This window comes from Geobacillus thermodenitrificans subsp. thermodenitrificans DSM 465 (assembly GCF_000496575.1).
Lineage (GTDB): Bacteria > Bacillota > Bacilli > Bacillales > Anoxybacillaceae > Geobacillus > Geobacillus thermodenitrificans.
Genome location: NZ_AYKT01000006.1, coordinates 243,853 through 269,039, shown reverse-complemented (window position 1 = coordinate 269,039; position 25,187 = coordinate 243,853). Strand labels below are relative to the sequence as shown.

The 25,187-nt window shown below is 49.6% G+C and carries 24 protein-coding genes and 3 pseudogenes; 22 read left to right on the top strand and 5 right to left on the bottom strand.

Annotation, left to right across the window (positions count from 1 at the left end):
* Nucleotides 1-13: 13 nt before the first annotated feature.
* The 4 genes from gcvPA (at nucleotide 14) to DSM465_RS0107985 (ending at nucleotide 5,154) form a co-directional block, all read left to right on the top strand.
* Nucleotides 14-1,360, top strand: coding sequence for an aminomethyl-transferring glycine dehydrogenase subunit GcvPA (gene gcvPA / locus DSM465_RS0108000; RefSeq protein WP_029761068.1), 1,347 nt, complete (start codon nucleotides 14-16; stop codon nucleotides 1,358-1,360).
* Nucleotides 1,353-2,816, top strand: a complete 1,464-nt coding sequence (gene gcvPB, locus DSM465_RS0107995; RefSeq protein WP_029761066.1) for an aminomethyl-transferring glycine dehydrogenase subunit GcvPB — start codon at nucleotides 1,353-1,355, stop codon at nucleotides 2,814-2,816. The genes gcvPA and gcvPB overlap by 8 nt, the downstream gene beginning before the upstream one ends.
* A 141-nt stretch (nucleotides 2,817-2,957) precedes the next feature.
* Nucleotides 2,958-3,941, top strand: a complete 984-nt coding sequence (locus tag DSM465_RS0107990; protein WP_008879839.1) for an aldo/keto reductase — start codon at nucleotides 2,958-2,960, stop codon at nucleotides 3,939-3,941.
* Nucleotides 3,942-3,963: 22 nt separating this feature from the next.
* The gene (locus DSM465_RS0107985; RefSeq protein ID WP_008879838.1) at nucleotides 3,964-5,154 is read left to right on the top strand and encodes an ROK family transcriptional regulator; all 1,191 of its coding nucleotides are present in this window, start codon (nucleotides 3,964-3,966) and stop codon (nucleotides 5,152-5,154) included.
* Between the two features lie 63 nt (nucleotides 5,155-5,217).
* Here the strand turns inward: DSM465_RS0107985 and DSM465_RS0107980 are convergent, their stop codons facing one another.
* Nucleotides 5,218-5,592: a rhodanese-like domain-containing protein gene (locus tag DSM465_RS0107980; RefSeq protein WP_008879837.1), complete on the bottom strand. Its 375-nt coding sequence runs from the start codon at nucleotides 5,590-5,592 to the stop codon at nucleotides 5,218-5,220.
* Between the two features lie 212 nt (nucleotides 5,593-5,804).
* Here DSM465_RS0107980 and DSM465_RS0107975 point away from each other — a divergent pair, with 212 nt between their 5' ends.
* The 6 genes and pseudogenes from DSM465_RS0107975 to DSM465_RS0107935 all read left to right on the top strand — a co-directional run bounded on the left by DSM465_RS0107975 (nucleotide 5,805) and on the right by DSM465_RS0107935 (nucleotide 12,567).
* Nucleotides 5,805-6,641: a lipoate--protein ligase family protein gene (locus tag DSM465_RS0107975; protein ID WP_008879836.1), complete on the top strand. Its 837-nt coding sequence runs from the start codon at nucleotides 5,805-5,807 to the stop codon at nucleotides 6,639-6,641.
* A gap of 256 nt (nucleotides 6,642-6,897) precedes the next feature.
* Nucleotides 6,898-7,683, top strand: a pseudogene (locus DSM465_RS0107965) (ribonucleotide reductase N-terminal alpha domain-containing protein); the annotation flags it as partial.
* A gap of 644 nt (nucleotides 7,684-8,327) precedes the next feature.
* Nucleotides 8,328-10,115 (top strand): annotated as a pseudogene (locus DSM465_RS0107955) (vitamin B12-dependent ribonucleotide reductase); the annotation flags it as partial.
* A gap of 278 nt (nucleotides 10,116-10,393) precedes the next feature.
* On the top strand, nucleotides 10,394-10,693 hold the full coding sequence (locus DSM465_RS0107945) for a DUF2089 family protein (RefSeq protein ID WP_008879832.1): 300 nt from the start codon (nucleotides 10,394-10,396) through the stop codon (nucleotides 10,691-10,693).
* Nucleotides 10,693-10,980, top strand: coding sequence for a hypothetical protein (locus DSM465_RS0107940; protein WP_008879831.1), 288 nt, complete (start codon nucleotides 10,693-10,695; stop codon nucleotides 10,978-10,980). Before DSM465_RS0107945 ends, DSM465_RS0107940 begins: the two co-directional genes overlap by 1 nt.
* Before the next feature lie 174 nt (nucleotides 10,981-11,154).
* The gene (locus DSM465_RS0107935; protein ID WP_011887791.1) at nucleotides 11,155-12,567 is read left to right on the top strand and encodes a LysM peptidoglycan-binding domain-containing protein; all 1,413 of its coding nucleotides are present in this window, start codon (nucleotides 11,155-11,157) and stop codon (nucleotides 12,565-12,567) included.
* A gap of 252 nt (nucleotides 12,568-12,819) precedes the next feature.
* Here the strand turns inward: DSM465_RS0107935 and DSM465_RS0107930 are convergent, their stop codons facing one another.
* A complete protein-coding gene (locus DSM465_RS0107930; RefSeq protein WP_008879829.1) occupies nucleotides 12,820-14,052 on the bottom strand; it encodes a dicarboxylate/amino acid:cation symporter in 1,233 nt (410 codons plus the stop codon).
* A gap of 382 nt (nucleotides 14,053-14,434) precedes the next feature.
* Complete coding sequence (locus tag DSM465_RS19840) at nucleotides 14,435-14,608, bottom strand: hypothetical protein (RefSeq protein WP_223812889.1); 174 nt, start codon at nucleotides 14,606-14,608, stop codon at nucleotides 14,435-14,437.
* Nucleotides 14,609-14,838: 230 nt separating this feature from the next.
* Between DSM465_RS19840 and DSM465_RS0107920 the strand changes: the two genes are divergently transcribed.
* From DSM465_RS0107920 to DSM465_RS0107905, 4 genes are all read left to right on the top strand, one after another.
* Nucleotides 14,839-15,879: a DUF2332 domain-containing protein gene (locus DSM465_RS0107920; protein ID WP_011887789.1), complete on the top strand. Its 1,041-nt coding sequence runs from the start codon at nucleotides 14,839-14,841 to the stop codon at nucleotides 15,877-15,879.
* 102 nt (nucleotides 15,880-15,981) lie between these two features.
* Nucleotides 15,982-17,007: a spore photoproduct lyase gene (gene splB / locus DSM465_RS0107915; RefSeq protein ID WP_029761062.1), complete on the top strand. Its 1,026-nt coding sequence runs from the start codon at nucleotides 15,982-15,984 to the stop codon at nucleotides 17,005-17,007.
* A 132-nt stretch (nucleotides 17,008-17,139) separates the two neighbouring features.
* Entirely contained in the window at nucleotides 17,140-17,565 is a 426-nt protein-coding gene (gene mntR, locus DSM465_RS0107910; RefSeq protein ID WP_008879826.1) for a transcriptional regulator MntR, read from the top strand.
* Between the two features lie 89 nt (nucleotides 17,566-17,654).
* Nucleotides 17,655-18,539: a patatin-like phospholipase family protein gene (locus tag DSM465_RS0107905; RefSeq protein WP_008879825.1), complete on the top strand. Its 885-nt coding sequence runs from the start codon at nucleotides 17,655-17,657 to the stop codon at nucleotides 18,537-18,539.
* Nucleotides 18,540-18,650: 111 nt separating this feature from the next.
* Here DSM465_RS0107905 and DSM465_RS0107900 read toward each other — a convergent pair.
* Together DSM465_RS0107900 and DSM465_RS0107895 are read right to left on the bottom strand one after the other, a co-directional pair.
* Nucleotides 18,651-19,004: pseudogene (locus DSM465_RS0107900) on the bottom strand (SA1362 family protein); the annotation flags it as partial.
* Nucleotides 19,005-19,026: 22 nt separating this feature from the next.
* Nucleotides 19,027-19,953: a DUF1385 domain-containing protein gene (locus DSM465_RS0107895; protein WP_171355469.1), complete on the bottom strand. Its 927-nt coding sequence runs from the start codon at nucleotides 19,951-19,953 to the stop codon at nucleotides 19,027-19,029.
* 195 nt (nucleotides 19,954-20,148) lie between these two features.
* Between DSM465_RS0107895 and DSM465_RS0107890 the strand changes: the two genes are divergently transcribed.
* From DSM465_RS0107890 to spoIIIAD, 8 genes are all read left to right on the top strand, one after another.
* Nucleotides 20,149-20,679 (top strand): YqhR family membrane protein, encoded by a 531-nt coding sequence (locus tag DSM465_RS0107890; RefSeq protein ID WP_008879822.1) that lies wholly within the window; start codon nucleotides 20,149-20,151, stop codon nucleotides 20,677-20,679.
* A 257-nt stretch (nucleotides 20,680-20,936) separates the two neighbouring features.
* Entirely contained in the window at nucleotides 20,937-21,998 is a 1,062-nt protein-coding gene (locus DSM465_RS0107885; RefSeq protein ID WP_008879821.1) for a M24 family metallopeptidase, read from the top strand.
* A gap of 28 nt (nucleotides 21,999-22,026) precedes the next feature.
* Nucleotides 22,027-22,584 (top strand): elongation factor P, encoded by a 558-nt coding sequence (efp, locus tag DSM465_RS0107880; protein ID WP_008879820.1) that lies wholly within the window; start codon nucleotides 22,027-22,029, stop codon nucleotides 22,582-22,584.
* Between the two features lie 196 nt (nucleotides 22,585-22,780).
* Entirely contained in the window at nucleotides 22,781-23,062 is a 282-nt protein-coding gene (locus tag DSM465_RS0107875; RefSeq protein WP_008879819.1) for a YqhV family protein, read from the top strand.
* A 61-nt stretch (nucleotides 23,063-23,123) separates the two neighbouring features.
* Nucleotides 23,124-24,044: a stage III sporulation protein AA gene (spoIIIAA, locus tag DSM465_RS0107870; RefSeq protein ID WP_008879818.1), complete on the top strand. Its 921-nt coding sequence runs from the start codon at nucleotides 23,124-23,126 to the stop codon at nucleotides 24,042-24,044.
* A complete protein-coding gene (gene spoIIIAB / locus DSM465_RS0107865; protein WP_008879817.1) occupies nucleotides 24,041-24,553 on the top strand; it encodes a stage III sporulation protein SpoIIIAB in 513 nt (170 codons plus the stop codon). Before spoIIIAA ends, spoIIIAB begins: the two co-directional genes overlap by 4 nt.
* Nucleotides 24,554-24,570: 17 nt before the next feature.
* Nucleotides 24,571-24,777 (top strand): stage III sporulation protein AC, encoded by a 207-nt coding sequence (gene spoIIIAC, locus DSM465_RS0107860; protein WP_008879816.1) that lies wholly within the window; start codon nucleotides 24,571-24,573, stop codon nucleotides 24,775-24,777.
* Nucleotides 24,778-24,783: 6 nt separating this feature from the next.
* Nucleotides 24,784-25,185: a stage III sporulation protein AD gene (gene spoIIIAD, locus DSM465_RS0107855; RefSeq protein ID WP_008879815.1), complete on the top strand. Its 402-nt coding sequence runs from the start codon at nucleotides 24,784-24,786 to the stop codon at nucleotides 25,183-25,185.
* The last annotated feature ends 2 nt before the right edge of the window (nucleotides 25,186-25,187 follow it).

Genomic DNA, 25,187 nt, shown 5'->3' with positions numbered 1-25,187 from the left:
GGGAAGGAAAACTGTGCTCCACCGTTATTTGCCGATGACGGAAGAAGACAAACAAGAGATGTTGAAGACGATCGGTGTTGCCTCGATCGATGAGCTGTTCGCTGACATTCCGGAACAAGTCCGCTTCCGCGGTGAACTGAATGTGAAACGGGCAAAATCGGAATCGGAACTGTGGAAAGAGTTAAGTGCGCTGGCGGACAAAAACGCTAATGCGAGACAATATGTTTCTTTTTTAGGTGCCGGGGTGTACGATCATTATATTCCGGCCGTCGTCGACCATGTTTTAATGCGTTCCGAGTTTTACACGGCGTATACGCCGTACCAGCCGGAAATTTCGCAAGGCGAGCTGCAGGCCATTTTCGAATTCCAAACGATGGTGTGTGAGCTGACCGGCATGGACGTCGCCAACTCGTCGATGTATGACGGCGGCACGGCGCTTGCAGAAGCAGTGCTGCTGAGCGCGGCCCATACGAAGCGCCGCAAAGTGCTTATCTCTAACGCCGTCCATCCGCAATATCGTGAAGTCGTGCGCACGTATGCGAACGGACAGCGGCTTGAGGTGAAAGAAATTCCGTATAACGGCGGTGTCACTGATCTTGAGGTGCTTGCAGCCGAAATGGGAGACGATGTGGCGTGCGTTGTAATCCAATATCCAAACTTTTTCGGCCAGATTGAGCCGCTTAAAGCGATTGAGCCGCTCGTCCATGAAAAGAAGAGTTTATTTGTTGTTGCTAGCAATCCGCTCGCCCTTGGTGTTTTGACCCCGCCTGGGGAGTTTGGGGCCGACATCGTCGTCGGTGATATGCAGCCGTTTGGTATCCCGATGCAATTTGGAGGTCCACACTGCGGTTATTTTGCCGTCAAAGCGCCGCTCATGCGGAAGATTCCGGGGCGTCTTGTCGGGCAGACGACCGACGAGGAAGGTCGCCGTGGATTTGTGTTGACGTTGCAGGCACGTGAACAGCATATACGTCGCGATAAAGCGACATCGAACATTTGTTCAAACCAAGCGTTAAACGCCTTGGCTGCTTCAGTGGCGCTCTCGGCGCTCGGCAAGCGGGGGGTGAAAGAGATGGCGACGATGAACATGCAAAAGGCGCATTATGCGAAAAGCGAGCTCCAAAAACGCGGCTTATTATCGCCATTTGCCGGCCCGTTTTTTAACGAGTTTGTCATCCGGCTCAACCAGCCGGTCGATGATGTCAACGCCCGCCTGCGGCAAAAAGGGATCATCGGCGGCTATAATCTCGGCTTCGATTATCCGGAGCTTGCCAACCATATGCTCGTTGCTGTCACAGAACTGCGGACGAAGGAAGAAATCGATCGGTTTGTAAACGAATTGGGGGATGGCCATGCATAACGATCAACCGCTCATTTTCGAACGAAGCAAGCCAGGACGAATTGCCTACAGCTTACCGACACTTGACGTTCCTGCTGTTGATGTAAGCGAGCTTGTGCCGGCTGATTATCTTCGCACTGAGGAGCCGGAGCTGCCGGAAGTGTCAGAATTGGACTTAATGCGCCATTATACCGCGCTCTCCAAGCGGAACCACGGCGTCGATTCAGGATTTTACCCGCTCGGGTCGTGCACGATGAAATACAATCCGAAAATCAATGAAAATGTCGCCCGTCTCGCCGGGTTTGCTCACATCCATCCGCTGCAGCCGGAGGAAACGGTGCAAGGGGCGCTTGAACTCATGTACGACTTGCAAGAGCACTTAAAAGAAATTACCGGAATGGATGCAGTTACGCTGCAACCGGCGGCTGGCGCTCACGGCGAGTGGACCGGGCTGATGATGATCCGTGCCTATCACGAAGCAAACGGCGATTTCGGACGGACGAAAGTGATCGTTCCTGACTCGGCGCACGGCACGAATCCGGCGTCGGCAACGGTTGCCGGCTTTGAAACAGTTACGGTTCGCTCGACTGCTGATGGACTTGTTGACTTAGAGGACTTAAAGCGCGTTGTCGGCCCGGATACAGCGGCGCTTATGCTCACAAACCCGAACACACTCGGGCTGTTTGAAGAGCAGATCGTCGAAATGGCAGAAATCGTCCATGAGGCGGGCGGCAAGCTGTATTATGACGGCGCGAACTTAAACGCCATTCTTGGTAAGGCGCGACCAGGTGATATGGGCTTTGACGTCGTCCATTTGAACTTGCATAAAACGTTTACCGGCCCGCACGGCGGCGGGGGCCCAGGTTCTGGTCCGGTCGGGGTGAAAGCTGACCTCATCCCGTTTTTGCCGAAGCCGGTCATTGCCAAAGGAGAAAACGGCTATTATCTCGATGACGATCGCCCGCAATCGATCGGACGTGTCAAGCCGTTTTACGGCAACTTCGGGATCAATGTCCGGGCGTACACGTACATCCGCTCGATGGGGCCGGACGGCTTAAAAGCGGTGAGCGAATACGCCGTCTTAAACGCCAACTATATGATGCGTCGACTTGCCGACTATTACGATTTGCCGTATAACCGCCATTGCAAGCACGAGTTCGTTCTCTCCGGCAAACGGCAAAAGAAGCTTGGAGTCAGAACGTTGGATATAGCAAAGCGGCTGCTGGATTTTGGCTTCCATCCGCCGACGATTTACTTCCCGCTCATCGTTGAAGAGTGCATGATGATCGAACCGACTGAGACCGAATCGAAAGAAACGCTTGACGCGTTTATCGATGCGATGATTCAAATTGCCAAGGAAGCGGAAGAAACTCCGGAAATCGTCCAAGAAGCGCCGCATACGACTGTTGTTAAACGGCTCGATGAAACGACTGCGGCCCGCAAGCCGATTTTGCGCTATCAAAAAACGAGAAACTAATACCGATAAGCGGCTCGTCCAAAAATGGGCGGGCCGTTTCGTTTAGCCCGGCTGCGCCGCTATTGCAGCGTTGACAGAAAAGTTTAGTTAGTTTATCATATAAACTAATGGCGGTGATCCATGAATAAGGGGGAGTGAGACATGCAATACCGGCAGTTAGGAAGTACCGACCTTCGAGTGAGCGAACTCAGCTTCGGTACGTGGGCGATCGGCGGCTCATGGGGGAAAGTCGACGATCAAGAATCGTTGCGCGCCCTCGCCTACGCCATTGAGCAGGGGGTTAACTTTTTTGATACGGCTGATGTGTACGGCAACGGCCATAGCGAGGAGCTGTTGGCGAAGGCGACAAAAGGGAAGGAAGACCGCATCTACATAGCAACGAAGTTTTGTCGCGCCGGCGATATCCATGACCCAAACAACTATTCCGAAGCGTCCGTGCGCGCATATTGTGAGGCAAGCTTAAAACGGCTCGGCCGCGAGACGATTGATTTGTATCAAATTCATTGCCCGCCGTTTTCCATTTTAAAGCAAGGCGCCGTGTTTGAAGTGTTAGAGAAGTTAAAGCAGGAAGGAAAAATCCGCTATTACGGCGTCAGCGTTGAAACGATAGAAGAAGGGCTGTACGTCATCGAGCATTCGCAGGCAAGCGCGCTGCAAGTCATCTTCAACATTTTGCGGCAAAAGCCGCTCGAGCGTCTGCTTCCGGAAGCGAAACGGCGCGGCGTCGGCATTTTGGTCCGCCTTCCGCTCGCCAGCGGACTGCTGACTGGTAAGTTCACGAAGCAAACGACGTTTGCTGAGGATGATCACCGCCATTTCAACCGCAACGGTGAACAGTTTAATGTAGGGGAAACGTTCGGCGGCTTGGAGTTTGAAAAAGGGGTGGAGCTCGCCGACAAGCTGCGTTGGATTGCCGATGGGCGCGGCAGCATGGCGAAAGCGGCGCTCCGATGGGTCATTGACCATGAAGAAGTGACGTGCGCCATTCCAGGATTTAAAACGGTGAAACAAGTCGAAGAAAACTTGGCGGCGTTGGCGGTGCCATCGTTCAGTGAAGAAGAAATGGCGCGGCTTCGCCAGTTTTACGAGACTGAAGTGCATCCGCACATTCGCGGGGCATACTAAAGAAAAAAGGATGACTAGTCACGTGCGGACAGGAAACATTACTCTTGTCAAAAAAATGAATAAACAGCTTGTGTTGAAATTGATTCGCGACCAACATCCGATTTCACGCGCCGACATTGCGAAAATAACCGGATTGAACAAAGCGACCGTTTCCGCTCTCGTCGATGAACTCATTGACGAGCATTTGGTCCACGAAAGTGGAATCGGCGTTTCGACTGGCGGCCGACGCCCGCTGATGCTTCGCTTTAACGCCGACGCCGGCTCGCTCATCGGCGTTGAGCTTGGCGTCAATTATTTATATGCTGTTTTGACGAACTTAAATGCCGAAATCATTTGGGAGCAGCGGCGCTCGTTCCGCCCAGAGGAGGGGCAGGAGGCAATTGTGAGTGAGATGGTCGAACTGATTGAGGCGGCTATCCGTCGAGCGCCAGCAACGCCGTACGGTGTGATGGGGATTGGGATCGGTGTCCCTGGCATCGTTCACACAGAAAGTGGGACGGTCATTTTCGCGCCGAACTTGCGCTGGGGCGATGTGTCACTTGCCTCGGCTTTGCAAAAACAGTGGCCGCAATATCCGGTCATCGTCGAAAATGAGGCAAAGCTGGCGGCGCTCGGAGAAAAATGGTTCGGCGCCGGCAAGGAGTTTGCCCATTTTGTTTATATTAGCGCCGGCATTGGCATCGGCGCCGGCGTCGTCCTTCATCATCAGCTGTATCGAGGGGTGAACGGGCTGGCGGGTGAAATCGGCCATCATACGATCGACTTAAACGGTGTCCGCTGCAACTGCGGCAACATCGGCTGCTGGGAAATGTACGCGTCGCAAAAATATATTGAACGCCGTTTGGCGGAAGAGGGACGTGTAGAGTGGCTTGACGACCGCTTTTCCATCGCCGCGATGGCGTTGGCGGCCGAAAGCGATGACCAGCTGGCGCGTATTTTGGAAGAAACGGGCCGCTATCTCGGTATCGGGCTGCTGCAGGTGATTTATGCGTACAACCCAGAGGCAGTCATTATCGGCGGTCCGCTCGCCAGCGCCGGTGATTATATACTCCGAGCAGCGCGCAAAGAAGTGGAAGAGCGCATTCTCGTCAAAAATGAAAATGAGCCGTACATGATTGTCTCGGAGCTGAAAGAAAAAAGTTGCGCCATTGGCGCAGCCGCGTCGGTATTAGAGGCGGTCGTTCTGCCGCCGGAATTTGAATCATCGCTTTAATCGCTGCAAGCGAAAAGAGGCGTTCTGCTTTTTTCTAGCAGAGCGCCTCTTTTTTTGCAATAGCTAGGAATTTTTCTTTACTTTCCCCGTCCATTTTTTAAATCCGCCTTTTAAATGGTACAAATTGCGGTATCCTTTTCGGTAAAGCATTTGTGCGGCCCGCCCGCTGCGCAGCCCGTTTTGGCAATATAAATAAATGGGCTGGTCTTTGCGGAGTTCTTTCATGCGCATACGCAGCTGAGTGAGCGGAATGTTGCGCGCCCCTAAAATATGTCCACCCGCGAATTCATCCGGTTCACGGACATCGATTAATTGCGCTTTTCGATAGCCGGCGCGGAACTCTTCTTCCGTCAATGCTTTGACAATTCTCCGTTGCCACAAATAGGTGATGACGGAATATACGAGGATTGCGCCAAGAATAATAAGCAATGCTTCCACCCGTTAGGCCTCCTTTCCCTTCGTCCACTATTCCTATTATATAGAGTTGTCTCCTAGAAGCAAAGTGTTTTCATAATGTCATTTTTCTTCCCTTAGCCGGCGTTGTTTGCTAAACTAGTAAAGGTGACAGAGAAGGCGGCCTAATCCGCCTTGCGGACAAGCCGCTGTAACGCCCTATATCGCATGCTCGAAATCGTAGAGAAGGTGAAACGATGGCAAAAGAAGTGTGGCGCTTTATCGATTCCGGCGACTGTTCGCCGTCGTTTAATATGGCGCTTGATGAGGCGCTCTTGGATTGGCACAGCGCGGGGAAAATTCCGCCGACGGTCCGCTTTTACGGTTGGAATCCGCCGACATTGTCAATCGGCTATTTTCAAAAAGTGGAGAAAGAAATTGATTTAGAGGCGGTGAAAAGGCACGGCCTTGGCTTTGTCCGCCGTCCGACCGGGGGGCGCGGTGTCTTGCATGACAAAGAATTAACGTACAGCGTGATCGTGTCAGAATCGCACCCGGACATGCCGCAGACAGTGACGGAAGCGTACCGTGTCATTTCCCAAGGCATTTTGGAAGGATTTCGCTTCCTTGGGCTTGACGCGTATTTTGCCGTGCCAAAAACCGAAGAAGAAAAAGCGGATTTGCGCAGCCCGCGTTCAGCCGTTTGCTTTGACGCACCATCATGGTACGAACTCGTTGTCGAAGGACGAAAAGTGGCCGGTAGTGCACAAACGCGTCAAAAAGGCGTCATCTTGCAGCACGGCTCGATTTTGCTTGATTTGGACGAAGACTTGCTGTTCAGCTTGTTTAAATATCCGAATGAGCGGGTGAAAGAGCGGCTGCAGCGCAATTTTAAAAACAAGGCGGTCGCGATCAACGAGCTGACGGAGCGAACGGTAACGATTGAGGAAGCGAAAGAGGCGTTTTACAAAGGGTTTGAAAAAGGTTTGGACATCTTGTTGGAGCCATATACGCTGACGGCTGAAGAGTTGGCGTATGTCGAGGAGCTGGCGCGGACAAAGTACGAAAGCGATGAATGGAACTTTAAGCGCTAAGCAGCAATGTGGAAAATCATTCATTTTCCGGCAAAAACGGCATCATCCATCTGGTTTTCTCCGCTTTTCGCCGTTTTTTGCCTTTTTTTCTGCTTGACAAAAATGAAATCATTTGTTCTAAATCACAATATATAGTATGATTTTCTTTAAAAATCATACTATATATTGTTTTTTTCTGTTTTGTATGGTAAGGTAGAGAAGACAGGACAACTTTGCCAAAACGTGAGAGATTATATAAAAGAGGAGAGATAGGAGAATGACGGTGGCGTCGTCCGAAAAAATGAAAATTAATATTGAGAAGCTAAACGAGGATATTCGTTTGTTTCCGCAAGTGCATCCGATTACGCCGGACATGCACATCACTCATAAAGGCGTGTCCCGTCTAGTAATGCTTGACCGGTATTCGTTTAAGGATACGGAAAAGCTGACGTTGGCGCCGGGCGATTTTGTCGTATTGACGATCAAGGAGGATCCGAAATTTCCAGCCCGTGGTCTCGGCTTTATTGTCGATATCGACTGGGACGCGAAAAAAGCGCGCGTGTTGATTGATGATGAATACCGGCATGTGCTTGAAGGCGAGGAGGCAGAAACGGGCATTGTGCTCCGCTCGCTTGACATTATCGACAAGCCGCTGGAAATTTTTTATGAACAAATCGCGAAACGGAACGCAACTGGGCTGGCTGCTGTAGAGAAAACAGAGGAAAAGCGCAACGAGTGGTTCCAAAAATTTTATGAGGAACTCTCGAGCATGAACTTTGTCCCGGCCGGGCGCGTGTTGTACGGAGCGGGTTCGGGCAAGGAAGTGACGTATTTTAACTGCTATGTGATGCCGTTTGTGAAAGATTCGCGGGAAGGCATTTCCGAACACCGAAAGCAGGTAATGGAAATTATGAGCCGCGGCGGCGGGGTTGGCACGAACGGTTCGACATTGCGGCCACGCCATACGCTCGCGCGCGGGGTAAACGGTAAATCATCTGGATCGGTTTCTTGGCTTGATGATATTGCCAAACTGACCCACCTTGTTGAACAAGGTGGCTCCCGTTGACTAGGGCGCAAAACGGCGGGAGTAAAATCTCGCGAATTGCTGGAACACCCTAAAGCCAACTTGACCACAACGGAGCTGGTGACAGCAGACGTGACGGTTGGAAAACAAGTTGGATGCAACAATGGGCAACCAGCAGCCGAGCATCTCTGGAAACGGAGATGAAGGTTCAACGACTATTGAAACTTCCTACAGCCCTCGGTACACTCAGGATAACGAACACGGTTTCGTGGGGGAGGGCTATGGAAGGAGTAAATCGTATCCCGCGGCAACGGGGATACGAGGCGCGAGACAGGGAAGAGATAATGAAAAAAGCGAAATATCTACATGAAGAGGGATATCGTCACGTTAAAATCGCCATGATGTTGGGGATTTCCAGGGGAACCTTAATGAGATGGAATAAAGAGCAAGGAGTATTCCAAACTAGAGCACCTGGAGAGGCTGGTAAGTTAGCAGTAAAAAATATCGTTATAACGAGAACTGTTTTTCTAATATCAGAACCCCGAATCAGGCTTATCCTTAGGTTAAACCGTAAATACGAGATATTCTCTTCCCTGATGATATAGTCTGATCTCCGACCGAAAGGCGGAGAGCTAGGCAGAAATGACCTAGCCCGCTCGTAGAAGCGAGCGAGTAACAATGTGCGCGGCGCCCAAATGATCATGCTTGCCGACTGGCACCCGGACATTATCGAATTTATCGTCTCGAAAATGCAAAACCCACGCATCTTGCGCTACCTGCTCGAAAATACCGAAGATGAAGCCATTCAAAAAGCGGCGCGCGATAAACTGAAATTTACGCCGCTTACCGATCGGGAACGAGTGATGTACGAAGCGATTGTCCGGTACAAAAACGAGCCTGACTACGGTGGATTTACCGAAGAAATCATTAAAGACGCTGAAGAAAAACTGCGCACCGGCGGTACATATACCGTCCATAACCCCGACTTTTTAACCGGTGCGAATATTTCGGTCTGCTTAACAAAAGAGTTCATGGAGGCGGTCGAAAACGACGATGAATATGCACTGCGCTTCCCGGATGTAGAAACCTATTCCGAAGAAGAAATGCGCATTTATAACGAAAAATGGCATGAAGTTGGCGATGTGCGCGAATGGGAAAAAATGGGATACCGTGTCCGCGTCTACCGGAAAATCCGCGCCCGTGAGCTATGGAAGCTGATCAACATTTGCGCGACGTACTCCGCCGAGCCAGGCATTTTCTTCATCGACAATGCGAATGATATGACGAACGCCCGTGCGTACGGACAAAAAGTTGTTGCAACTAACCCATGTGGGGAACAACCTTTAGCACCATATTCTGTCTGCAACCTTGCCGCCATCAACTTGGCGAACATGGTCGATAAAGAGCGGAAAGTCGTCGACTATGAAAAACTGAAACGCACCGTCGAGATTGGCGTGCGAATGCAAGACAACGTTATTGACGCAACGCCGTATTTCCTTGAGGAAAATAAAAAACAAGCGCTTGGTGAGCGCCGCATCGGCCTTGGCGTTATGGGATTGGCTGACTTGCTCATTTACTGTGAAAAAGAGTACGGTTCTGAAGAAGGAAATCAACTCGTGGATGAATTGTTCCAAACGATCGCCACAACCGCTTACCGAGCGTCGATCGAACTGGCGAAAGAAAAAGGCAGCTTCCCGTTCCTTGTCGGCGAGACGGAAGAAGAAACGCGTCAACTGCGCGAAGCGTTCATCAACACCGGCTACATGAAACGGATGCCAGAAGACATTCGCCAAGATATTTTACAATACGGCATTCGCAACTCGCACTTGCTGACGGTGGCGCCAACGGGATCGACCGGAACGATGGTCGGCGTCTCGACCGGGCTTGAGCCGTACTTCTCGTTCGCATACTACCGGAGCGGCCGCCTCGGCAAATTTATCGAAGTGAAGGCCGATATCGTCCAAGAATATTTAGACAAGCATCCGGAAGCCGACCCGAACCATTTACCGCATTGGTTTGTGACGGCGATGGACTTGTCACCGGAAGCGCATGCTGATGTGCAATGCATCATTCAGCGCTGGGTCGACTCGAGCTTGTCGAAAACGGTCAATGCGCCAAAAGGTTACACGGTCGAGCAAGTACAAAAAGTGTATGAGCGGCTATGGCGCTGCGGCGCGAAAGGCGGTACCGTCTATGTTGACGGCAGCCGTGATGCGCAAGTGTTGACGCTGAAAGCGGAAGAAAATACGGTCGAAGAGCAGCTGGAGCTCATTCCGGAAGAGACAGAAGAACAAGCGAAGAAACGCACTGTCGTTCTTGTCGATACGATTCAAGATGTGCGCTCCACTGATGTGACGATCGGCTCGGAAATTGGCAACATTTGCCCGATTTGCCGCGAAGGGACGATCGAAGAAATCGGTGGCTGCAATACATGCACGAGCTGCGGCGCTCAGCTAAAATGCGGGCTGTAATCGGTTGAGTATGTAAATTTAAAGTGTTGGATCATTGATCATAAAGTCCGATAAAACAACCTCTTATGTATTGTGAAACATAAGAGGTTGTTTTTTTATTATTGAACAAAAATGAGAAGTTTTGTTTTAAAAAGAGTCCTTTTGAATGTAATACAGTTTGAATCTTTTTTATTTAAAAAACACATTAATAATATATTTAAAAAAATAAAAAAACACTTTAATTTATTTAATAAGTATGTTAAAGTTAAATTGATAATATAAAAGAGAGGAGGGAGAATATGGATATAAATCATATCCCAAATTGGGTTTTATCCTTGGAAAACGAGGATTTGGAATTTATTAAAAATTTTGTTTTGAGCTCAGGTTCTTTAAAAGAAATGGCGAAGATGTATGAAGTATCGTATCCAACCGTAAGACTTAGGCTTGATCGTTTAATCGAAAAAATAAAAGTGAATGATTCATTAGAAAATGAGGAGTTTATTAAGTTTATCAAGCGTCTATCCATTGATGATCAAATAAGCGTAGAAGTAGCTAAATTAATTATTGAAAAATATAAACAGGAAAAGGGGGAGAGATAATGGACCTTGGAGCTTACGGAGTGTTTATTGTTGCTGGTGTTTTAGCAGTTCAATTCTTCCTTTCGACGAGGAATCGTGCATATTGGGGGGCAATTCTGCCAGTTGCTTATATTGTGGTGTTAACATGGATGTTAATATCCGAGCGAATGGAAAATGCTATTGCGTATGTCCTTTATTTATTGCTCGGTTTGCTTTTTCTTATTGCTGAATGGCAAAGTGGCCGAAAATATCTATATAAGAAAAGAAAAAATGAATTAGATAAAATGAAAACTCTCGACTTGAAATAGAAATAAACATTTACGTATATATTCAAAAGAAATTTAAACAAATTAGCCATTTTCAGAACTGATATACTTGCAACAAACGCTGGTTTCCATTGTGAAACCAGCGTTTTTTTTACATAAAAAAGAGGAGGAAAAATATAGTGATAAAAGGAGAGGAGAAACGAAGGGGGAGTGGCGATGATTATTCATGTCGTCCAGCGCGGGGAAGCGCTTTGGCAGCTGGCCCGCCGCTACGGTGTCCCGTTCGAGCGGCTCATTGCTGCCAATGAGCTGAACGATCCGAATCGGCTTGCTACCGGGCAAGCGGTTGTCATTCCGGTGCCGTATCGCTATCATACCGTTCGTGCAGGGGAAACGTTATGGCAGATCGCCCATTCGTATGGAGTGACGGTCGAAGCGATCGTACAGGCGAACCGAATCGCCAACCCGGCGCTCATTTATCCAGGCACAGCATTGTTGATCCCAGCTCGCATTCATACGGTGCGTGCGGGGGAAACGTTAGGGCAAATTGCCGCCGCCTACCAGGTCAGCGTCCAGCAAATCATTGAGTTTAATCCGATTGCCGATCCGAATATGATCGTTCCCGGACAGCGGCTTGTCATTCCACCAGCCAAACCGATCATTGACGTGAATGCATTTACGATCGACCAGGGGGAGAAAGGGGCGGAACAAGTGCGTGAAGTTGGCCGCCATTTGACATATGCCGCCCCGTTTGCCTATACGATGCGCGCTGATGGTGGGCTGAATCCCATCAATGATGTGGCGATCATTCAGGCCGCCTCTGCTGCGCGCATCGTGCCGATGATGACGATCACGAATTTTACGTACGAAGACCCAGGCTCGCGGCTAGCGCAAACGATTTTAGCTGACGTTGCACTGCAAACGCGGTTGCTTGACAATATCATTCAAGTGATGCGAGCGAAAGGGTACCGGGCGTTGAATGTTGATTTTGAAAATGTCTACCCGTCCGACCGTGAGCGGTACAATGCGTTTTTGCGGCGGGCGGCAGCTCGGCTTCACGCGGAAGGATATTTGCTATCGACATCGCTCGCGCCCAAAGTCAGCGCGGAACAAAAAGGATTGCTGTATGAAGCGCACGATTATCCAGCTCACGGGCGCATCGCCGATTTCGTCGTGCTCATGACGTATGAGTGGGGCTATCGGTTTGGACCGCCGCAAGCGATTTCTCCGGTGAATCAAATTCGGCGCGTACTTGATTATGCCGTGACGGCGATCCCGCGAGAGAAAATCATGATGGGGTTTCAAATTTATGCCCGTGATTGGGTGTTGCCGCACGTGCAAGGACAAGAGGCAGAAACGTTCAGCCCGCAAGAAGCTGTGGAGCGCGCCATTCGCTACGGAGCATCCATTCAGTACGACCCTGTGGCCGCCTCGCCGTTTTATCGCTACACGGATGAGCAAGGACGCCGTCACGAAGTATGGTTTGAGGATGCTCGCAGCGCGTTGGCGAAGTTTGAGCTGGTGAAAGAATACAGGTTGCGTGGAATCAGCTACTGGGTGCTCGGGTATCCGTATCCGGAAAACTGGGTGCTGTTAGAAGACAATTTCCGCGTCCGCAAGCGCGGATAAGTCAAGTAGTTAGCGTGTATGTGCTAGTCATAGGGCATATGCTTTTCCCTTACGTTTTGAAGTTCGAGCTGCTTTTTCAATTGGTAGATTTCGGTGGTCATGCTGGCCGATTTTGCTACTCACGTATTCAATGTTTGCATTGTGTTAATATGCAATGCTCGCCGGTTCGCTCGTTCTTGTTTTTTAAAATGGCTTCGCGTCTTTTCCCTATGGATTCACAGTGTGAACGAAGGAAGAAAAAAAGCGTCCTAATTAGGACGCTTTTGTACCAACTTCTGCGTACTTCTTCTCTGTTTCAGCAACGATTACGGCACAAGCGGCATCACCGGTAGTATTGACAGCAGTGCGGGCCATGTCTAAAAGCCGGTCGATGCCGATGATCAATGCGATCCCTTCGACAGGGAGGTTGACGGAATTCAGCACCATCGCCAGCATCACTAATCCGACACCGGGCACACCCGCCGTTCCAATGCTGGCCAATACAGCCGTTAATACAACCGTTGCTAATTGCGAGATAGTAAGGTCAATACCGTAAGCTTGAGCGATAAATATAGTGGCGACCCCTTGCATAATGGCCGTGCCATCCATATTGATGGTTGCTCCTAATGGCTGCACGAAACTGCTAATGTGTTTAGGCACACCGAGTTTTGTTTGGGCCACGTTCATTGAAATCGGCAGTGTCGCGTTACTGCTCGATGTGCTGAACGCCACTCCCATCGCCGGAGCGAACTGTTTGAAAAAGGAGAACGGATTGCGCTTGGCAAACAGGTAGAGCGATGAGCCGTATGTGAACAGCATATGAAGGATCAAACTGAAAAGAACGACAAACATGTACATTCCCATCGAGCGGATGGCGTCCATTCCTTGGCTGCCGACGGCGGAGGCGATTAAGCCGAATGCACCATACGGGGCAAACCGCATAATGACAGTGACTAAATACATCATCACTTCATTGCCTTGCTCCATGAGTTTGAACAAGCCAGCTGTTTTTTCTCGCAACATCGAAAGCGCAAACCCGACAAAGATGGAAAAAGCGATAATTTGCAGCATGTTTCCTTCTGCAAACGCTTGAACAGGGTTTTTTGGAATAATGTTTAATAAAGTTTCTGACACAGGTGGTGCCTCTTTTGGTTCAAATTGAGCCTGGCTGATGTTAAAGTCGCCGACGCTCCCAGGTTTGGTTACTAACGCTAATGAAATGCCGATAACAATGGCGATGGCTGTAGTGATGAGGAAATACGAAATGGTTTTGATTCCGATTCGTCCGAGTTTTTTTGGATCTCCTAGTCCGGCTGTCCCTAATACGATGGAAAAAAAGACGATAGGTACGACGATCATATTAATTAAATTTAAAAAGAGTTTACCGAGAGGCGTAAACACATATGTGTTGACTATATCAAATGATTGGGGGAAAAGAAGGTTGAAGGCCAGTCCGACGATGGATCCAAGTACGAGTGCGATAATGATTTTTAACGATAACTTCATACAATCCCTCCAATTCTTTTAACAAAATGTAATGTTATTGTATCTTACATTTCGTGCCTTAACAAGGTAGAAACAAAAAATTTTTTGTTTAGTTAGAATAATTTTTAAGGTGCAGGTGATCTAGACGCGGTCGAAAAATGATGTCAAATGAAAGAAGAGAGCGATTTTCCTTCCTCCCTAAACCATACTAGTATCGAATCTAGGGAGGATAGCATCGAAAGTTCTATGAAAGTTAGAAGACAACTTCCGATAAGCCAGGGGCTAGAGCGTATGCGCTTTTCCTTTGTAGTTTGACGTTCGAACTGCTTTTGAGCGGATAAAATTTGGTGTCATGTTGACTAACTTTGCCGTTCACGTATTCGATGACGATGTTCGTGTTGCATCAATCATTCGACAATCGTTCAAACATACGGCGATGGTCGGCCAGTTCGTCTTCGATTTTTTTGAAGTGGCTCCGCACCTCGATGATGAAATGATCCAGCTTGTCCTCACGATGGATTTGCCGTTCCCCGAGGCGGTCAACTCGTTTATGAATCGGTTGCCGTTTTTCCTTCAACACTGCACGAAGCGATCAATCAGCTCGCGAGACAGCGTAACTCTCTCTCGTCCGTTTAGTTTTTTTGCGGTTGCGCGCTTATCATGGTGTATCGCAAAGTCGGATAAATGCTTGAGAGGAAAACGAGTCGGTGGCAACGAAATAGTGAGCGAAAGGATCGAATTGGTTCGTTGGATTCCGATCGAGACGCAAAGAAGTTTGTGAAAGGTTGAAGAAACGAGGGGATCAACTTGAATTTCGCATGGATTGCCGAACGGTTTCGGCGTTTTGCCGTCCATGAATGCCGAGGATCTAGTCCGTTGTATGAACATCTCTCTTTTCACATCGCTGCAGATGAGAAGCTTCTCTGTCTTGCTTCGCACGCTCGCAGCGGCCAGCCAGTTCCCAACTTGTTGTTTGGGGCAGTACATGATTTGCTGTTGAAAGGGTATGAACATGAGTTGCGAGAGTTTTACGGAAGTATCGTTAAGAAGCCACGGCCGCCGGCAACTGCTTTTCCTTATTTCCGTGATTTTTGCCTTTGTTACTGGGAAGATCTGAAAGACATATTGGCTTATCGGCTCGTGCAAACAAATGAAGTCCGGCGCTGTTCGTATTTATATCCTGTTTTTTGCTGGATTTACGAACAAGTGAAAAAGCCTTTGTCACTCATTGAAATTGGCACAAGCGCCGGTTTGCAACTGGTGTGGGATCAGTACCGGTACAATTATGGACAGCAAGGTTCCTATGGAAATGTATATTCTGATGTTCTTATTACCTCAAACATTCATGGAGACAGGTCGCCTTTTTTATTACTGGAAAGCCCGCCGGTTGCCGAACGGATCGGTATCGATTTGCATGTGATTGACTTGAAAAAAGAGGATGATCGACGATGGATGGAGGCGCTCATTTGGCCTGAACATCATGATCGGCGCCAACTGTTTGCACAAGCGGCCCGTCGACTTGAACAAATGCCGGTGCGCCTGATCGAGGGGGACGGGGTCAAACTTCTTGCTGAGATCGTGGCACAAGTTCCGTCGGATACTGTTGTTTGCATTTTCCATACGCATGTCGCAAACCAAATGTCCGAGGAGGCAAAACATATGTTGATGGAACAGATTCACGAAATCGGCTGTCAGCGGGATTTGTTCCATGTGTATAACAACATGTGGGATCGGAAATTGCATCTGGATGGCATGATTGACGGCCGAGAATATCGGAAAATCGTGGCTGAAACCGATGGGCATGGTCGTTGGTTTCGCTGGGAGATGAACATATCAAATTGGGGGTAATGAGCCTTCCATGAAAAATGATGCCAAGCAAAAGAAGCACGCGATTTCCCTCCATCCTTGAATCATACTAACATCAAATACGGAGAACATGGAGGGAAATGAATGAAACCGTTTGTGCCCAAACTTGTGTATTTCGAGCCGGAGGCGTTGTCGTATCCGCTCGGGAAAGAACTGTATGAGAAATTTACGCAAATGGGAATTGAGATTCGGGAGACGACGTCACACAACCAAGTGCGCGGCATTCCTGGAGAGACGGAGCTGGCGCGGTATCGAAACGCGAAATCGACGCTCGTTGTTGGTGTACGGCGGACGCTGAAATTCGATTCCTCGAAGCCGTCCGCGGAGTATGCGATTCCATTGGCGACCGGATGCATGGGCCATTGTCATTATTGTTATTTGCAAACGACATTAGGAAGCAAGCCGTACATTCGCGTGTATGTCAATTTGGACGACATTTTCGCGCAGGCACAAAAATATATTAACGAGCGCGCGCCCGAGATCACCCGTTTCGAGGCGGCGTGCACGTCCGACATTGTCGGGATTGATCATTTGACCCATTCGCTGAAAAAAGCGATCGAGTTTATTGGTGCGACCGACTACGGCCGGCTCCGGTTTGTGACGAAATATGAGCATGTTGACCATTTATTGGATGCCCGGCATAACGGTAAGACGCGGTTTCGCTTCAGCATCAACTCCCGCTATGTCATCAACCATTTCGAGCCGGGAACGTCCTCCTTTGACGGGCGGCTTGCAGCGGCGCGCAAAGTGGCCGGCGCCGGCTATAAACTTGGCTTTGTCGTCGCGCCGATTTACCGGCATGAAGGTTGGGAACGAGGGTATTTCGAATTGTTTCAGGAGCTCGCTCGGCAATTGGAAGGGATGGACTTGTCGGATTTGACGTTTGAGCTTATTCAACACCGGTTTACCAAGCCGGCGAAACGAGTGATTGAGCAACGATATCCGAAAACGAGACTTGACCTTGATGAGACGAAGCGGAAGTACAAATGGGGGAGATATGGGATCGGCAAGTATGTGTATCGTGACGAGGAAGCGAAGGAGCTCGAAGACACAATGCGCCGCTATATTGAACAGTTTTTTCCGGGCGCTTATGTGCAATATTTTACGTAATCCCCTCTGTATGATATAATGGTATTGATTGCTATTTTTTTGCCTGTCAGGAAGTCCAGGGGATACGAATCGTCATGGATGGAATGGCTTCGTTATGCTATGGCAGGTGAACATGGCAGGAGGGGACAAACGTTGCCGACACCGAGCATGGAAGATTATATTGAACAAATTTATATTTTGATTGAAGAGAAGGGCTATGCCCGCGTCTCTGATATCGCGGAGGCGTTGTCCGTCCATCCCTCCTCGGTGACGAAAATGGTGCAAAAGCTCGATAAGGATGAATATTTAGTGTATGAAAAATACCGTGGTCTCGTTTTGACGCCGAAAGGGAAGAAAATTGGCCAGCGGCTCGTTTATCGTCATGAGCTGCTTGAGCAGTTTCTTCGTTTGATTGGTGTCAACGAGGAAAACATTTACCACGACGTGGAAGGGATTGAACATCATTTGAGCTGGAACGCCATCGACCGAATTGGCGATTTAGTGCAATATTTTCAAGAGGACGAACGCCGCATAGAAGCGCTTCGCAATATCCAAAAGCGCAATGAACAAGGAGAGTAAGCCGTTGCTTGCTCTTTTTTGTTTTCCGTACTAAACGCCTCTCCTTTTTCTTACATATTGTATAAAACGGTGAGAAGGGGGAGGCAGCAGTGGACATCGATATCGTTTTTTCTGGGGGTGGAGTGAAAGGATTTGCCTTGATTGGAGCGTATGAGGCCATTGAGGAAAAAGGGCTGCGCTGGAAACGGCTTGCCGGGACGAGTGCGGGGGCGATGTTGGCCGCGCTGCTAGCGGCAGGCTACAGTGCTCGCGAGATCGCGGACTTGCTTGGGGAGTTGGAACTTAAGCAGTTTTTGGATGAATCGGCGTCATGGCTTCCCTTTTCCATCTGGAAGTGGGTGCGTCTCTATTGGCATCTCGGTCTTTATGAAGGAAAAGTGCTTGAACAGTGGCTTGAGTCGGTGCTTGCCGCCCGTGGGGTGCGGACGTTTCAAGATGTGCCGGCCGGCAGTTTGTATATCGTCGCCTCTGATGTCACAAACGGTCGCATCGTCGTGCTGCCGGACGATTTAAACGAATATGGCATTGACCCGAGCTCGTTTTCCGTCGCCAAAGCGGTGCGGATGAGCGTTAGCATTCCTTATTTTTTCGAGCCGGTTCGCCTCCAAGGGAAAAACGGTACGGCTCTCATCGTCGATGGGGGGGTGTTGAGCAACTTTCCGCTTTTTCTCTTTGATGAGGAAAAGCGGACGAAAAAGCGACCGGTGCTTGGCATCCAGCTGAGCGCTAAGCCAGGCGAGCGACCAAGACAAAAAATCTCCAATGCTTTACATTTGTATGAGGCGCTGTTTGAAGCGATGAAAGAGGCGCATGACGCCCGCTACATTTCCCGCCGCCATGAAAAAAATATCGTCTTTTTACCGGTAAAAAACGTCATTTCGACCGAGTTTTCTGTCGATCCGGAGGTGCGGCGAAATCTTATCGATTACGGGCGCGAGCGGACGCGGCAATTTTTGCAGCAATGGGCATACTAGGTAAGGAACGGTGTGATTGCGACACCCTCGATGAAGAAAATCGGATAATCACGCGCCAAGGAGCATCACCCTTCTCTCGCGGACAGCGGTAGACAAAAAAAGAATCAAGCTAAAACGAAGCTCGATTCTTTTTTTGCCTTTTTTTCCATCGATCACGGTTAAATGCGGGGTTGCTGTCCGCTTTTTCAGCGGCCGTTTCAGTTTCGCCGGCTTTGGCTGCTTGCGCCCGGAACGGGGATGGAGCTTTTTCGACTGCCGCACCGCTTTTAAATACGACAACCGTTCTTTATCGAATCGACGTTGATACACGAAACGATAAAAGAGATAAATTGCGGCTACAAACATTGCAACAAACAACAGCTGGCGGAACAGCACCGTCGGATGGGCAAAAAGGGTATAGACAATACCAAGCGTTCCAAGCAAGATCATGAGACCGACGAGTGGGTGAATGGCCCTGCGCCGCAATGAATCCACCCCCTTTAGTCAATTACTGTGCCGCTTTTTTCGCTTCAGCTTCCGCTTCCAACTGAAGAAGCTGCTGAAACGAGGCGATGGCCACTTCCACTTGAGCATCGTCTGGTTCTTTTGTCGTCAGCCGCTGCAGCCATAGCCCAGGGTAGCCGAGCCAACGCAGCAGCGGAACATCTCTCAATTTATTTGTAAACTGCAATACTTCAAACGAAACGCCAAGTACAACAGGAATTAAGGCAAGTCGGTTAACAATCCGCAGCCAAAGCGGATCGGTCGGCACGAACAAATAAAGGAATAAGCCGACGATGACCGTAAATAAAATAAAGCTGCTGCCGCACCGATAGTGAAGGCGCGAGGCGCGCTGAACATGCTCAACGGTTAGCGGCCAGCCCGCTTCATAGGCGTTGATGACTTTATGTTCCGCACCGTGGTATTGGAAGACGCGCTTCACAAGCGGCGTTAACGAAATAAAGTAAATATAGCCAAGCAGCAGAGCAAGTTTAAAAACCCCTTCAAGCAAAATCTGTCCTGTCTTCCCGGGGACAAGCGGTTTGAAAGAAGCAGCGGCGAGCGCCGGGATGAGTGTAAAAATCGTTTTGGCGAATAGAAACGACAGTACACCGATGGCCGCAGCGCCGAGAATGAGCGTCAGTTTGGAGCTGCTTTCCTCAACCGCCTCCTGTTCCTCCCCTGGAGCCACCTCATACCGCTCACTCGCAAACTGTAAATGTTTGGCTCCGTTCGCACTCGCTTCGATAATGGCGATGATGCCGCGAACGAACGGAATTTTCTTAAAGGCGGCCAGCGTCGGATTGGCGCGGCGCGGCAAGGAAAAGTATTCAATCGTTCCATCATTGCGGCGAACAGCGGTGACAGAGTGCGTTTTGCCGGCAAACATCACTCCTTCGATGACCGCTTGGCCGCCGTATAACGGTTTATCCATTTGTTTCATCAAGCAAACACCAACCTATTTTTATGTTTATTATTTTATTCTACAGGAAACGTTCGGAAACCTCTAGGTTGATGTTATTGTTATGATTGCCAAAAAATCCATTATTTACACAACGCCAATCATTTTTTTCGCTTGATTCATGGTGCGACAAGCTGTAGGTCATACTAACGGACAAGGAGGTGCAGCATGATGGCGGAACAACAAGGAAAGCTCGAGCAGGAGAAAACAGAGCGGCCCATGACACTCCTGCAAAAAACGATCATTATCGGATTTGTCGGCGGGGTGTTTTGGAGTCTAATCGGCTATTTAGCCCACTTTTTCAACTTTAGCGAAATCAGCCCAAACATGATTTTGACTCCTTGGGTCGCCGGTGAATGGAAACACGGAAAAGTGGGCAACTATGTGGCAATCGTGTTGATCGGTGTCATTTCCATTGCCGCGGCGCTTCTTTACTATGCGTTGCTGCGAAAAATTCGTGGTATGTGGCCAGGCATTTTATACGGTGCTGCGTTGTGGGTTGTGATCTTTTATTTATTCAATCCGTTATTTCCAAACGTCCAACCGGTCGCTGATTTGAACATGAATACAGTCATTACGACACTTTGTTTATACATTTTATACGGGGTGTTCGTCGGATATTCGATTTCCTTTGAGACACAGGAAATGAATCGGGGATCTCAAAGCGCCGGGAAAGAGGCAGCGAAGGAAGGAAGTTGACGAAGAGCTCCTTCATTTAACTTAACAAAAATGATGCCCCTTCTGTAAAACCGATGTATAGCGGAAACTTCTCCTCTTATGGTAAAATAAAGAAGGTTTTCGTGCGATTTGGCATCGCGTTATAGCTGGTGACGAACGGTCGTGTCAAGCCGATGAATGGCGCCTCCTTTGGCATGATCGTAGCTGAAAAGCCCCCATTTCATGGTCTACTGACGCGTGGGGGAGAGGGCAAATTCACGGGAAGAGGAGAATGAAGGATGGAAAAGCTGGAAAAACTTCGGGCGCTTCTTGAGGAGCAGCATATTGATGGGCTTTTAGTGACAAACGGCTACAATCGACGTTACATCACTGGGTTCACCGGCACGGCCGGCGTCGCGATTGTCAGCCGTGAAGGGGCGGTTTTTATTACAGATTTCCGCTATGTCGAACAAGCATCCAAACAAGTCGAAGGCTTTGAGATTGTTCAACATAGCGGGCCGATCATTGAGGAAATTGCGAAGCAAGTAAAGCGGCTTGGTATCGGAAAGCTTGGCTTCGAGCAGGAACATGTAACGTATGCGGCATATAAAGCGTATGAGGAAGCGATCAGCGCCGAGCTTGTGCCCACGGCTCATGTAGTGGAAAAGTTGCGCTTGATTAAGTCGGAAGCAGAGATTAAGATATTAAAGGAAGCAGCGGAAATCGCCGATGCAGCATTTGCCCATATTTTGTCGTTCATCCGTCCGGGCGTCAAAGAAATCGAAGTAGCGAATGAGCTCGAGTTTTTTATGCGCAAGCAAGGAGCGTCTTCTTCTTCCTTTGAGACGATCGTCGCGTCCGGTTACCGTTCGGCGTTGCCGCACGGGGTGGCGTCAGAGAAAACGATTGAGCGCGGCGAGCTTGTCACGCTTGATTTCGGGGCTTACTACAAAGGATATTGTTCCGATATCACAAGGACGGTTGCCGTCGGCGAAATCAACGACGAACTGAAAACGATTTATGATATCGTCCTTGAGGCGCAGCGGCGCGGTATGGACGGTCTTAAGGCAGGCATGACCGGCAAAGAGGCTGATGCGTTAACGCGCGATTATATCCGCGAAAAAGGGTACGGCGACTATTTCGGCCATTCGACGGGCCATGGCATTGGTCTTGAGATTCACGAAGGGCCGACGCTTTCGTTCCGTTCTGATGTGGTGCTCGAGCCGGGCATGGTCGTCACCGTCGAGCCGGGCATTTATATCCCGGGACTTGGCGGGGTGCGCATTGAAGACGACACAGTCATTACTGGCGACGGGAACGAAGCGCTCACTCATTCGCCGAAAGAACTAATCATTTTATAACGGATTGCGTGAGGAGGAATTTCAGTCAATGATTTCAGTGAACGATTTTCGCACAGGGCTTACGATTGAGGTCGACGGCGAGATTTGGCGCGTCCTTGAGTTCCAGCATGTTAAGCCGGGCAAAGGGGCGGCGTTCGTCCGTTCGAAGCTGCGCAACTTGCGTACCGGCGCCATTCAAGAGCGGACGTTCCGCGCTGGCGAAAAAGTAAACCGGGCACAAATTGATACGCGCAAAATGCAATATTTATACGCTAACGGCGACTTGCATGTCTTTATGGATATGGAAACATACGAACAAATCGAGCTGCCAGCGAAACAAATTGAGTATGAGCTGAAGTTCTTAAAAGAAAACATGGAAGTATTTATCATGATGTATCAAGGCGAAACGATCGGTGTTGAGCTGCCGAACACCGTCGAGTTGAAAGTCGTTGAAACAGAGCCGGGCATCAAAGGTGACACGGCTTCCGGCGGTTCGAAGCCGGCCAAGCTCGAAACCGGTCTTGTCGTTCAAGTGCCGTTTTTCGTCAATGAAGGCGACACGCTCATCATTAACACGGCTGACGGTACGTACGTTTCGCGGGCATAAGCAGCCAAAAAGGGACAGCACCAGTCCGGAAAATTCCGGACTGGTGCTGTTTTTTTATGCATGAAAGCAGATTGGCTGGTTTTCATGCCGCTTTGATGTTCATCTCTGTTTTCACCGCCAAAAACTTCTTCTGAAATGGCTTGTTCCCGCATACGTTTGTACTAATCAATCCCATTTTTCGAAACAGGAGGGGCCTATGAAACATTGGCTGCGATCGTTCGATCCGTCCGTGTTGGCGATGGCCAGTATGCGGATGTTATCGGCGTTCATTGAACTCTGCGCAGCGTTATTGATGTTGGCGTTCAACGATGTCAAAAAAGCGCTCGCCATCAACGCTGGACTCGCCGTCGTCGGCCCGACTGTGATGATCGTGACGATGACGATCGGGCTGCTTTCACTGGCGGACGAGCTTTCGTTTTCCCGTCTTGGACTTGTCGCGCTTGGGGTGGCACTCATTTTGTTTGCTATTTACAAGTAAGGAATAAACGGCATATTCCGCCCATACATATGAACTAGTCCACGAGAAAAGGAGGAGGGCCATGGAAGCGGTATGGGGAATTTTGCCGAAAACGATCGCTATGGCGGTGCAGCAGCTCCCTTCATGGCGTGACGGAATTGAAGAAATCCGTATCCGCGTCTCCCGGCCGCTTGAGGTGATTGCCAACGGAACGGCCCGCTTATTGCCATATGAGGTAACGAAAGAGGATGGCGTGCAGTTACTGAACAAATTGAGCCGTTATTCAATTTATGCTGTCGAAGAAGAGCTAAAGCGCGGGTTTATGACGATCGAAGGGGGGCATCGCGTCGGGCTCGCCGGCAAGGTCATCACAGAAGGCGGCAAGGTGAAGGCCATTCGTGACGTTGCCTCTTTTAATATCCGCATCGCCAAAGAACAAGTCGGCATCGCCGATCCACTGATTCCGTATGTGTATGATGGACGTTGGTGCCACACGATGATCATCGGTTCACCGCAAACTGGAAAAACGACGTTGCTGCGCGACGTAGCGCGCCTTATCAGCAGCGGAACAGAGCGCATCCCAGCGCAAAAGGTGGCGATCGTTGATGAGCGCTCGGAAATCGCCGGCTGTGTGAAAGGGATTCCGCAATTTTCTTTCGGCCCGCGTCTCGATGTGTTGGATGCCTGTCCGAAAGCGGAAGGAATGATGATGATGATCCGCTCGATGAGCCCGGATGTCATTATCGTCGATGAAATTGGGCGTGAGGAAGATAGTGAAGCGGTGCTCGAGGCAGCGAACGCCGGCGTCTCTGTATGGACGACCGTGCATGGTCGCAGCATCAAAGACGTTCAACAGCGGCCGACGCTAGGTTCGGTGATGGAGCAAAAGGTATTTGAACGGTTTATTGAACTGACGAACATCCCCCATCCTGGCGCGATCCGGCGCATTCTCGATGCCAGTGGGACGGTGTTGTATGAACAACGGACGGTGGTAAGCCGATGAAATGGTTTGGTGCATTGCTCATCATTGCCGCATCGACATGGCTAGGATTCGCGGCCGCCCATGCTTTGTATGAGAGACCGCGCCAGCTCCGCCAACTGAAAGCAGCGCTCAGGGCGCTTGAGGCTGAAGTGATGTACGGGCATACGCCGCTCGCTGAAGCGTCTGCCCATATCGCTCGGCAAACGGCTACCCCAGTATGCGAGTTGTTTTTTCGGTTTGCCGAGACGTTGCGCAACGAAGAGACGAGCGTGGTGGAGGCATGGGAGAAAAGTTTACAAGCCTCATGGGGGAAAACAGCGCTGAAACAAGGGGAATTGGAAGTGATGAAGCAATTTGGTGCCACGCTCGGCCAGTATGACCGGCTGACGCAGCAAAAGCAAATCGCGTTGGCGCTCGCCCATTTAGAGCGGGAGGAAGAGGAAGCGATCGACAATCAAGCTCGCTATGCCAAAATGGCGAAAAGTTTAGGTGTGTTGGCCGGGCTGCTGCTCGTTATTTTACTCATGTAGACAGGAGGCAGGAATGAATGGGCATCGATGTCGATATCATTTTAAAAATCGCCGGCGTCGGCATCGTCATCGCGTTTTTGCATACGGTGCTCGATCAGATGGGACGGAAAGAATACGCCCAATGGGTGACGCTGCTCGGCTTTATTTATATTTTGTTTATGGTCGCCTCGATTGTGAGCGATTTGTTCCAAAAAATTAAAGACGTCTTTTTGTTTCACGGGTAGGGGGGATTGGCCATTGATATTTTGCAAATTGTCAGCCTCGGGTTGATTGCGACGTTTTTAGTTGCATTGTTAAAGGAACAAAAATCAAACCTCGCCTTTTTATTAACGGTTTTTGTTGGCTGCACGATTTTCTTGCTGCTTGTTGACCAAATTAGTGAAATTTTGCTGATGCTGCGGGAAATGGCGGAGGGCGCCCATATCCAAATGGTGTACTTAGAAACGATGTTGAAGATTATCGGCATTGCCTACATTGCCGAATTTGCCGCACAAATTTCCAAGGACGCTGGTCAAGGGGCGATTGCCGCCAAAATTGAGCTCGGCGGCAAAATTGTCATTTTGGCGCTTGCTGTTCCGATTTTGACCGCCATTATTGAAGCGGTCGTTAGCCTCATTCCGACGGCACGATAAGG

Excerpts from the sequence above, each read along its gene's own strand:
- gcvPB (WP_029761066.1), top strand. The coding sequence starts at position 1,353 with ATGCATAACGATCAACCGCTCATTTTCGAACGAAGCAAGCCAGGACGA.
- DSM465_RS0107990 (WP_008879839.1), top strand. The coding sequence starts at position 2,958 with ATGCAATACCGGCAGTTAGGAAGTACCGACCTTCGAGTGAGCGAACTC.
- DSM465_RS0107975 (WP_008879836.1), top strand. The coding sequence starts at position 5,805 with ATGGCAAAAGAAGTGTGGCGCTTTATCGATTCCGGCGACTGTTCGCCG.
- DSM465_RS0107945 (WP_008879832.1), top strand. The coding sequence starts at position 10,394 with ATGGATATAAATCATATCCCAAATTGGGTTTTATCCTTGGAAAACGAG.
- DSM465_RS0107940 (WP_008879831.1), top strand. The coding sequence starts at position 10,693 with ATGGACCTTGGAGCTTACGGAGTGTTTATTGTTGCTGGTGTTTTAGCA.
- DSM465_RS0107935 (WP_011887791.1), top strand. The coding sequence starts at position 11,155 with ATGATTATTCATGTCGTCCAGCGCGGGGAAGCGCTTTGGCAGCTGGCC.
- DSM465_RS0107930 (WP_008879829.1), bottom strand. The coding sequence starts at position 14,052 with ATGAAGTTATCGTTAAAAATCATTATCGCACTCGTACTTGGATCCATC.
- splB (WP_029761062.1), top strand. The coding sequence starts at position 15,982 with ATGAAACCGTTTGTGCCCAAACTTGTGTATTTCGAGCCGGAGGCGTTG.
- DSM465_RS0107895 (WP_171355469.1), bottom strand. The coding sequence starts at position 19,953 with ATGGATAAACCGTTATACGGCGGCCAAGCGGTCATCGAAGGAGTGATG.
- DSM465_RS0107890 (WP_008879822.1), top strand. The coding sequence starts at position 20,149 with ATGATGGCGGAACAACAAGGAAAGCTCGAGCAGGAGAAAACAGAGCGG.
- DSM465_RS0107885 (WP_008879821.1), top strand. The coding sequence starts at position 20,937 with ATGGAAAAGCTGGAAAAACTTCGGGCGCTTCTTGAGGAGCAGCATATT.
- efp (WP_008879820.1), top strand. The coding sequence starts at position 22,027 with ATGATTTCAGTGAACGATTTTCGCACAGGGCTTACGATTGAGGTCGAC.
- DSM465_RS0107875 (WP_008879819.1), top strand. The coding sequence starts at position 22,781 with ATGAAACATTGGCTGCGATCGTTCGATCCGTCCGTGTTGGCGATGGCC.
- spoIIIAA (WP_008879818.1), top strand. The coding sequence starts at position 23,124 with ATGGAAGCGGTATGGGGAATTTTGCCGAAAACGATCGCTATGGCGGTG.
- spoIIIAB (WP_008879817.1), top strand. The coding sequence starts at position 24,041 with ATGAAATGGTTTGGTGCATTGCTCATCATTGCCGCATCGACATGGCTA.
- spoIIIAC (WP_008879816.1), top strand. The coding sequence starts at position 24,571 with ATGGGCATCGATGTCGATATCATTTTAAAAATCGCCGGCGTCGGCATC.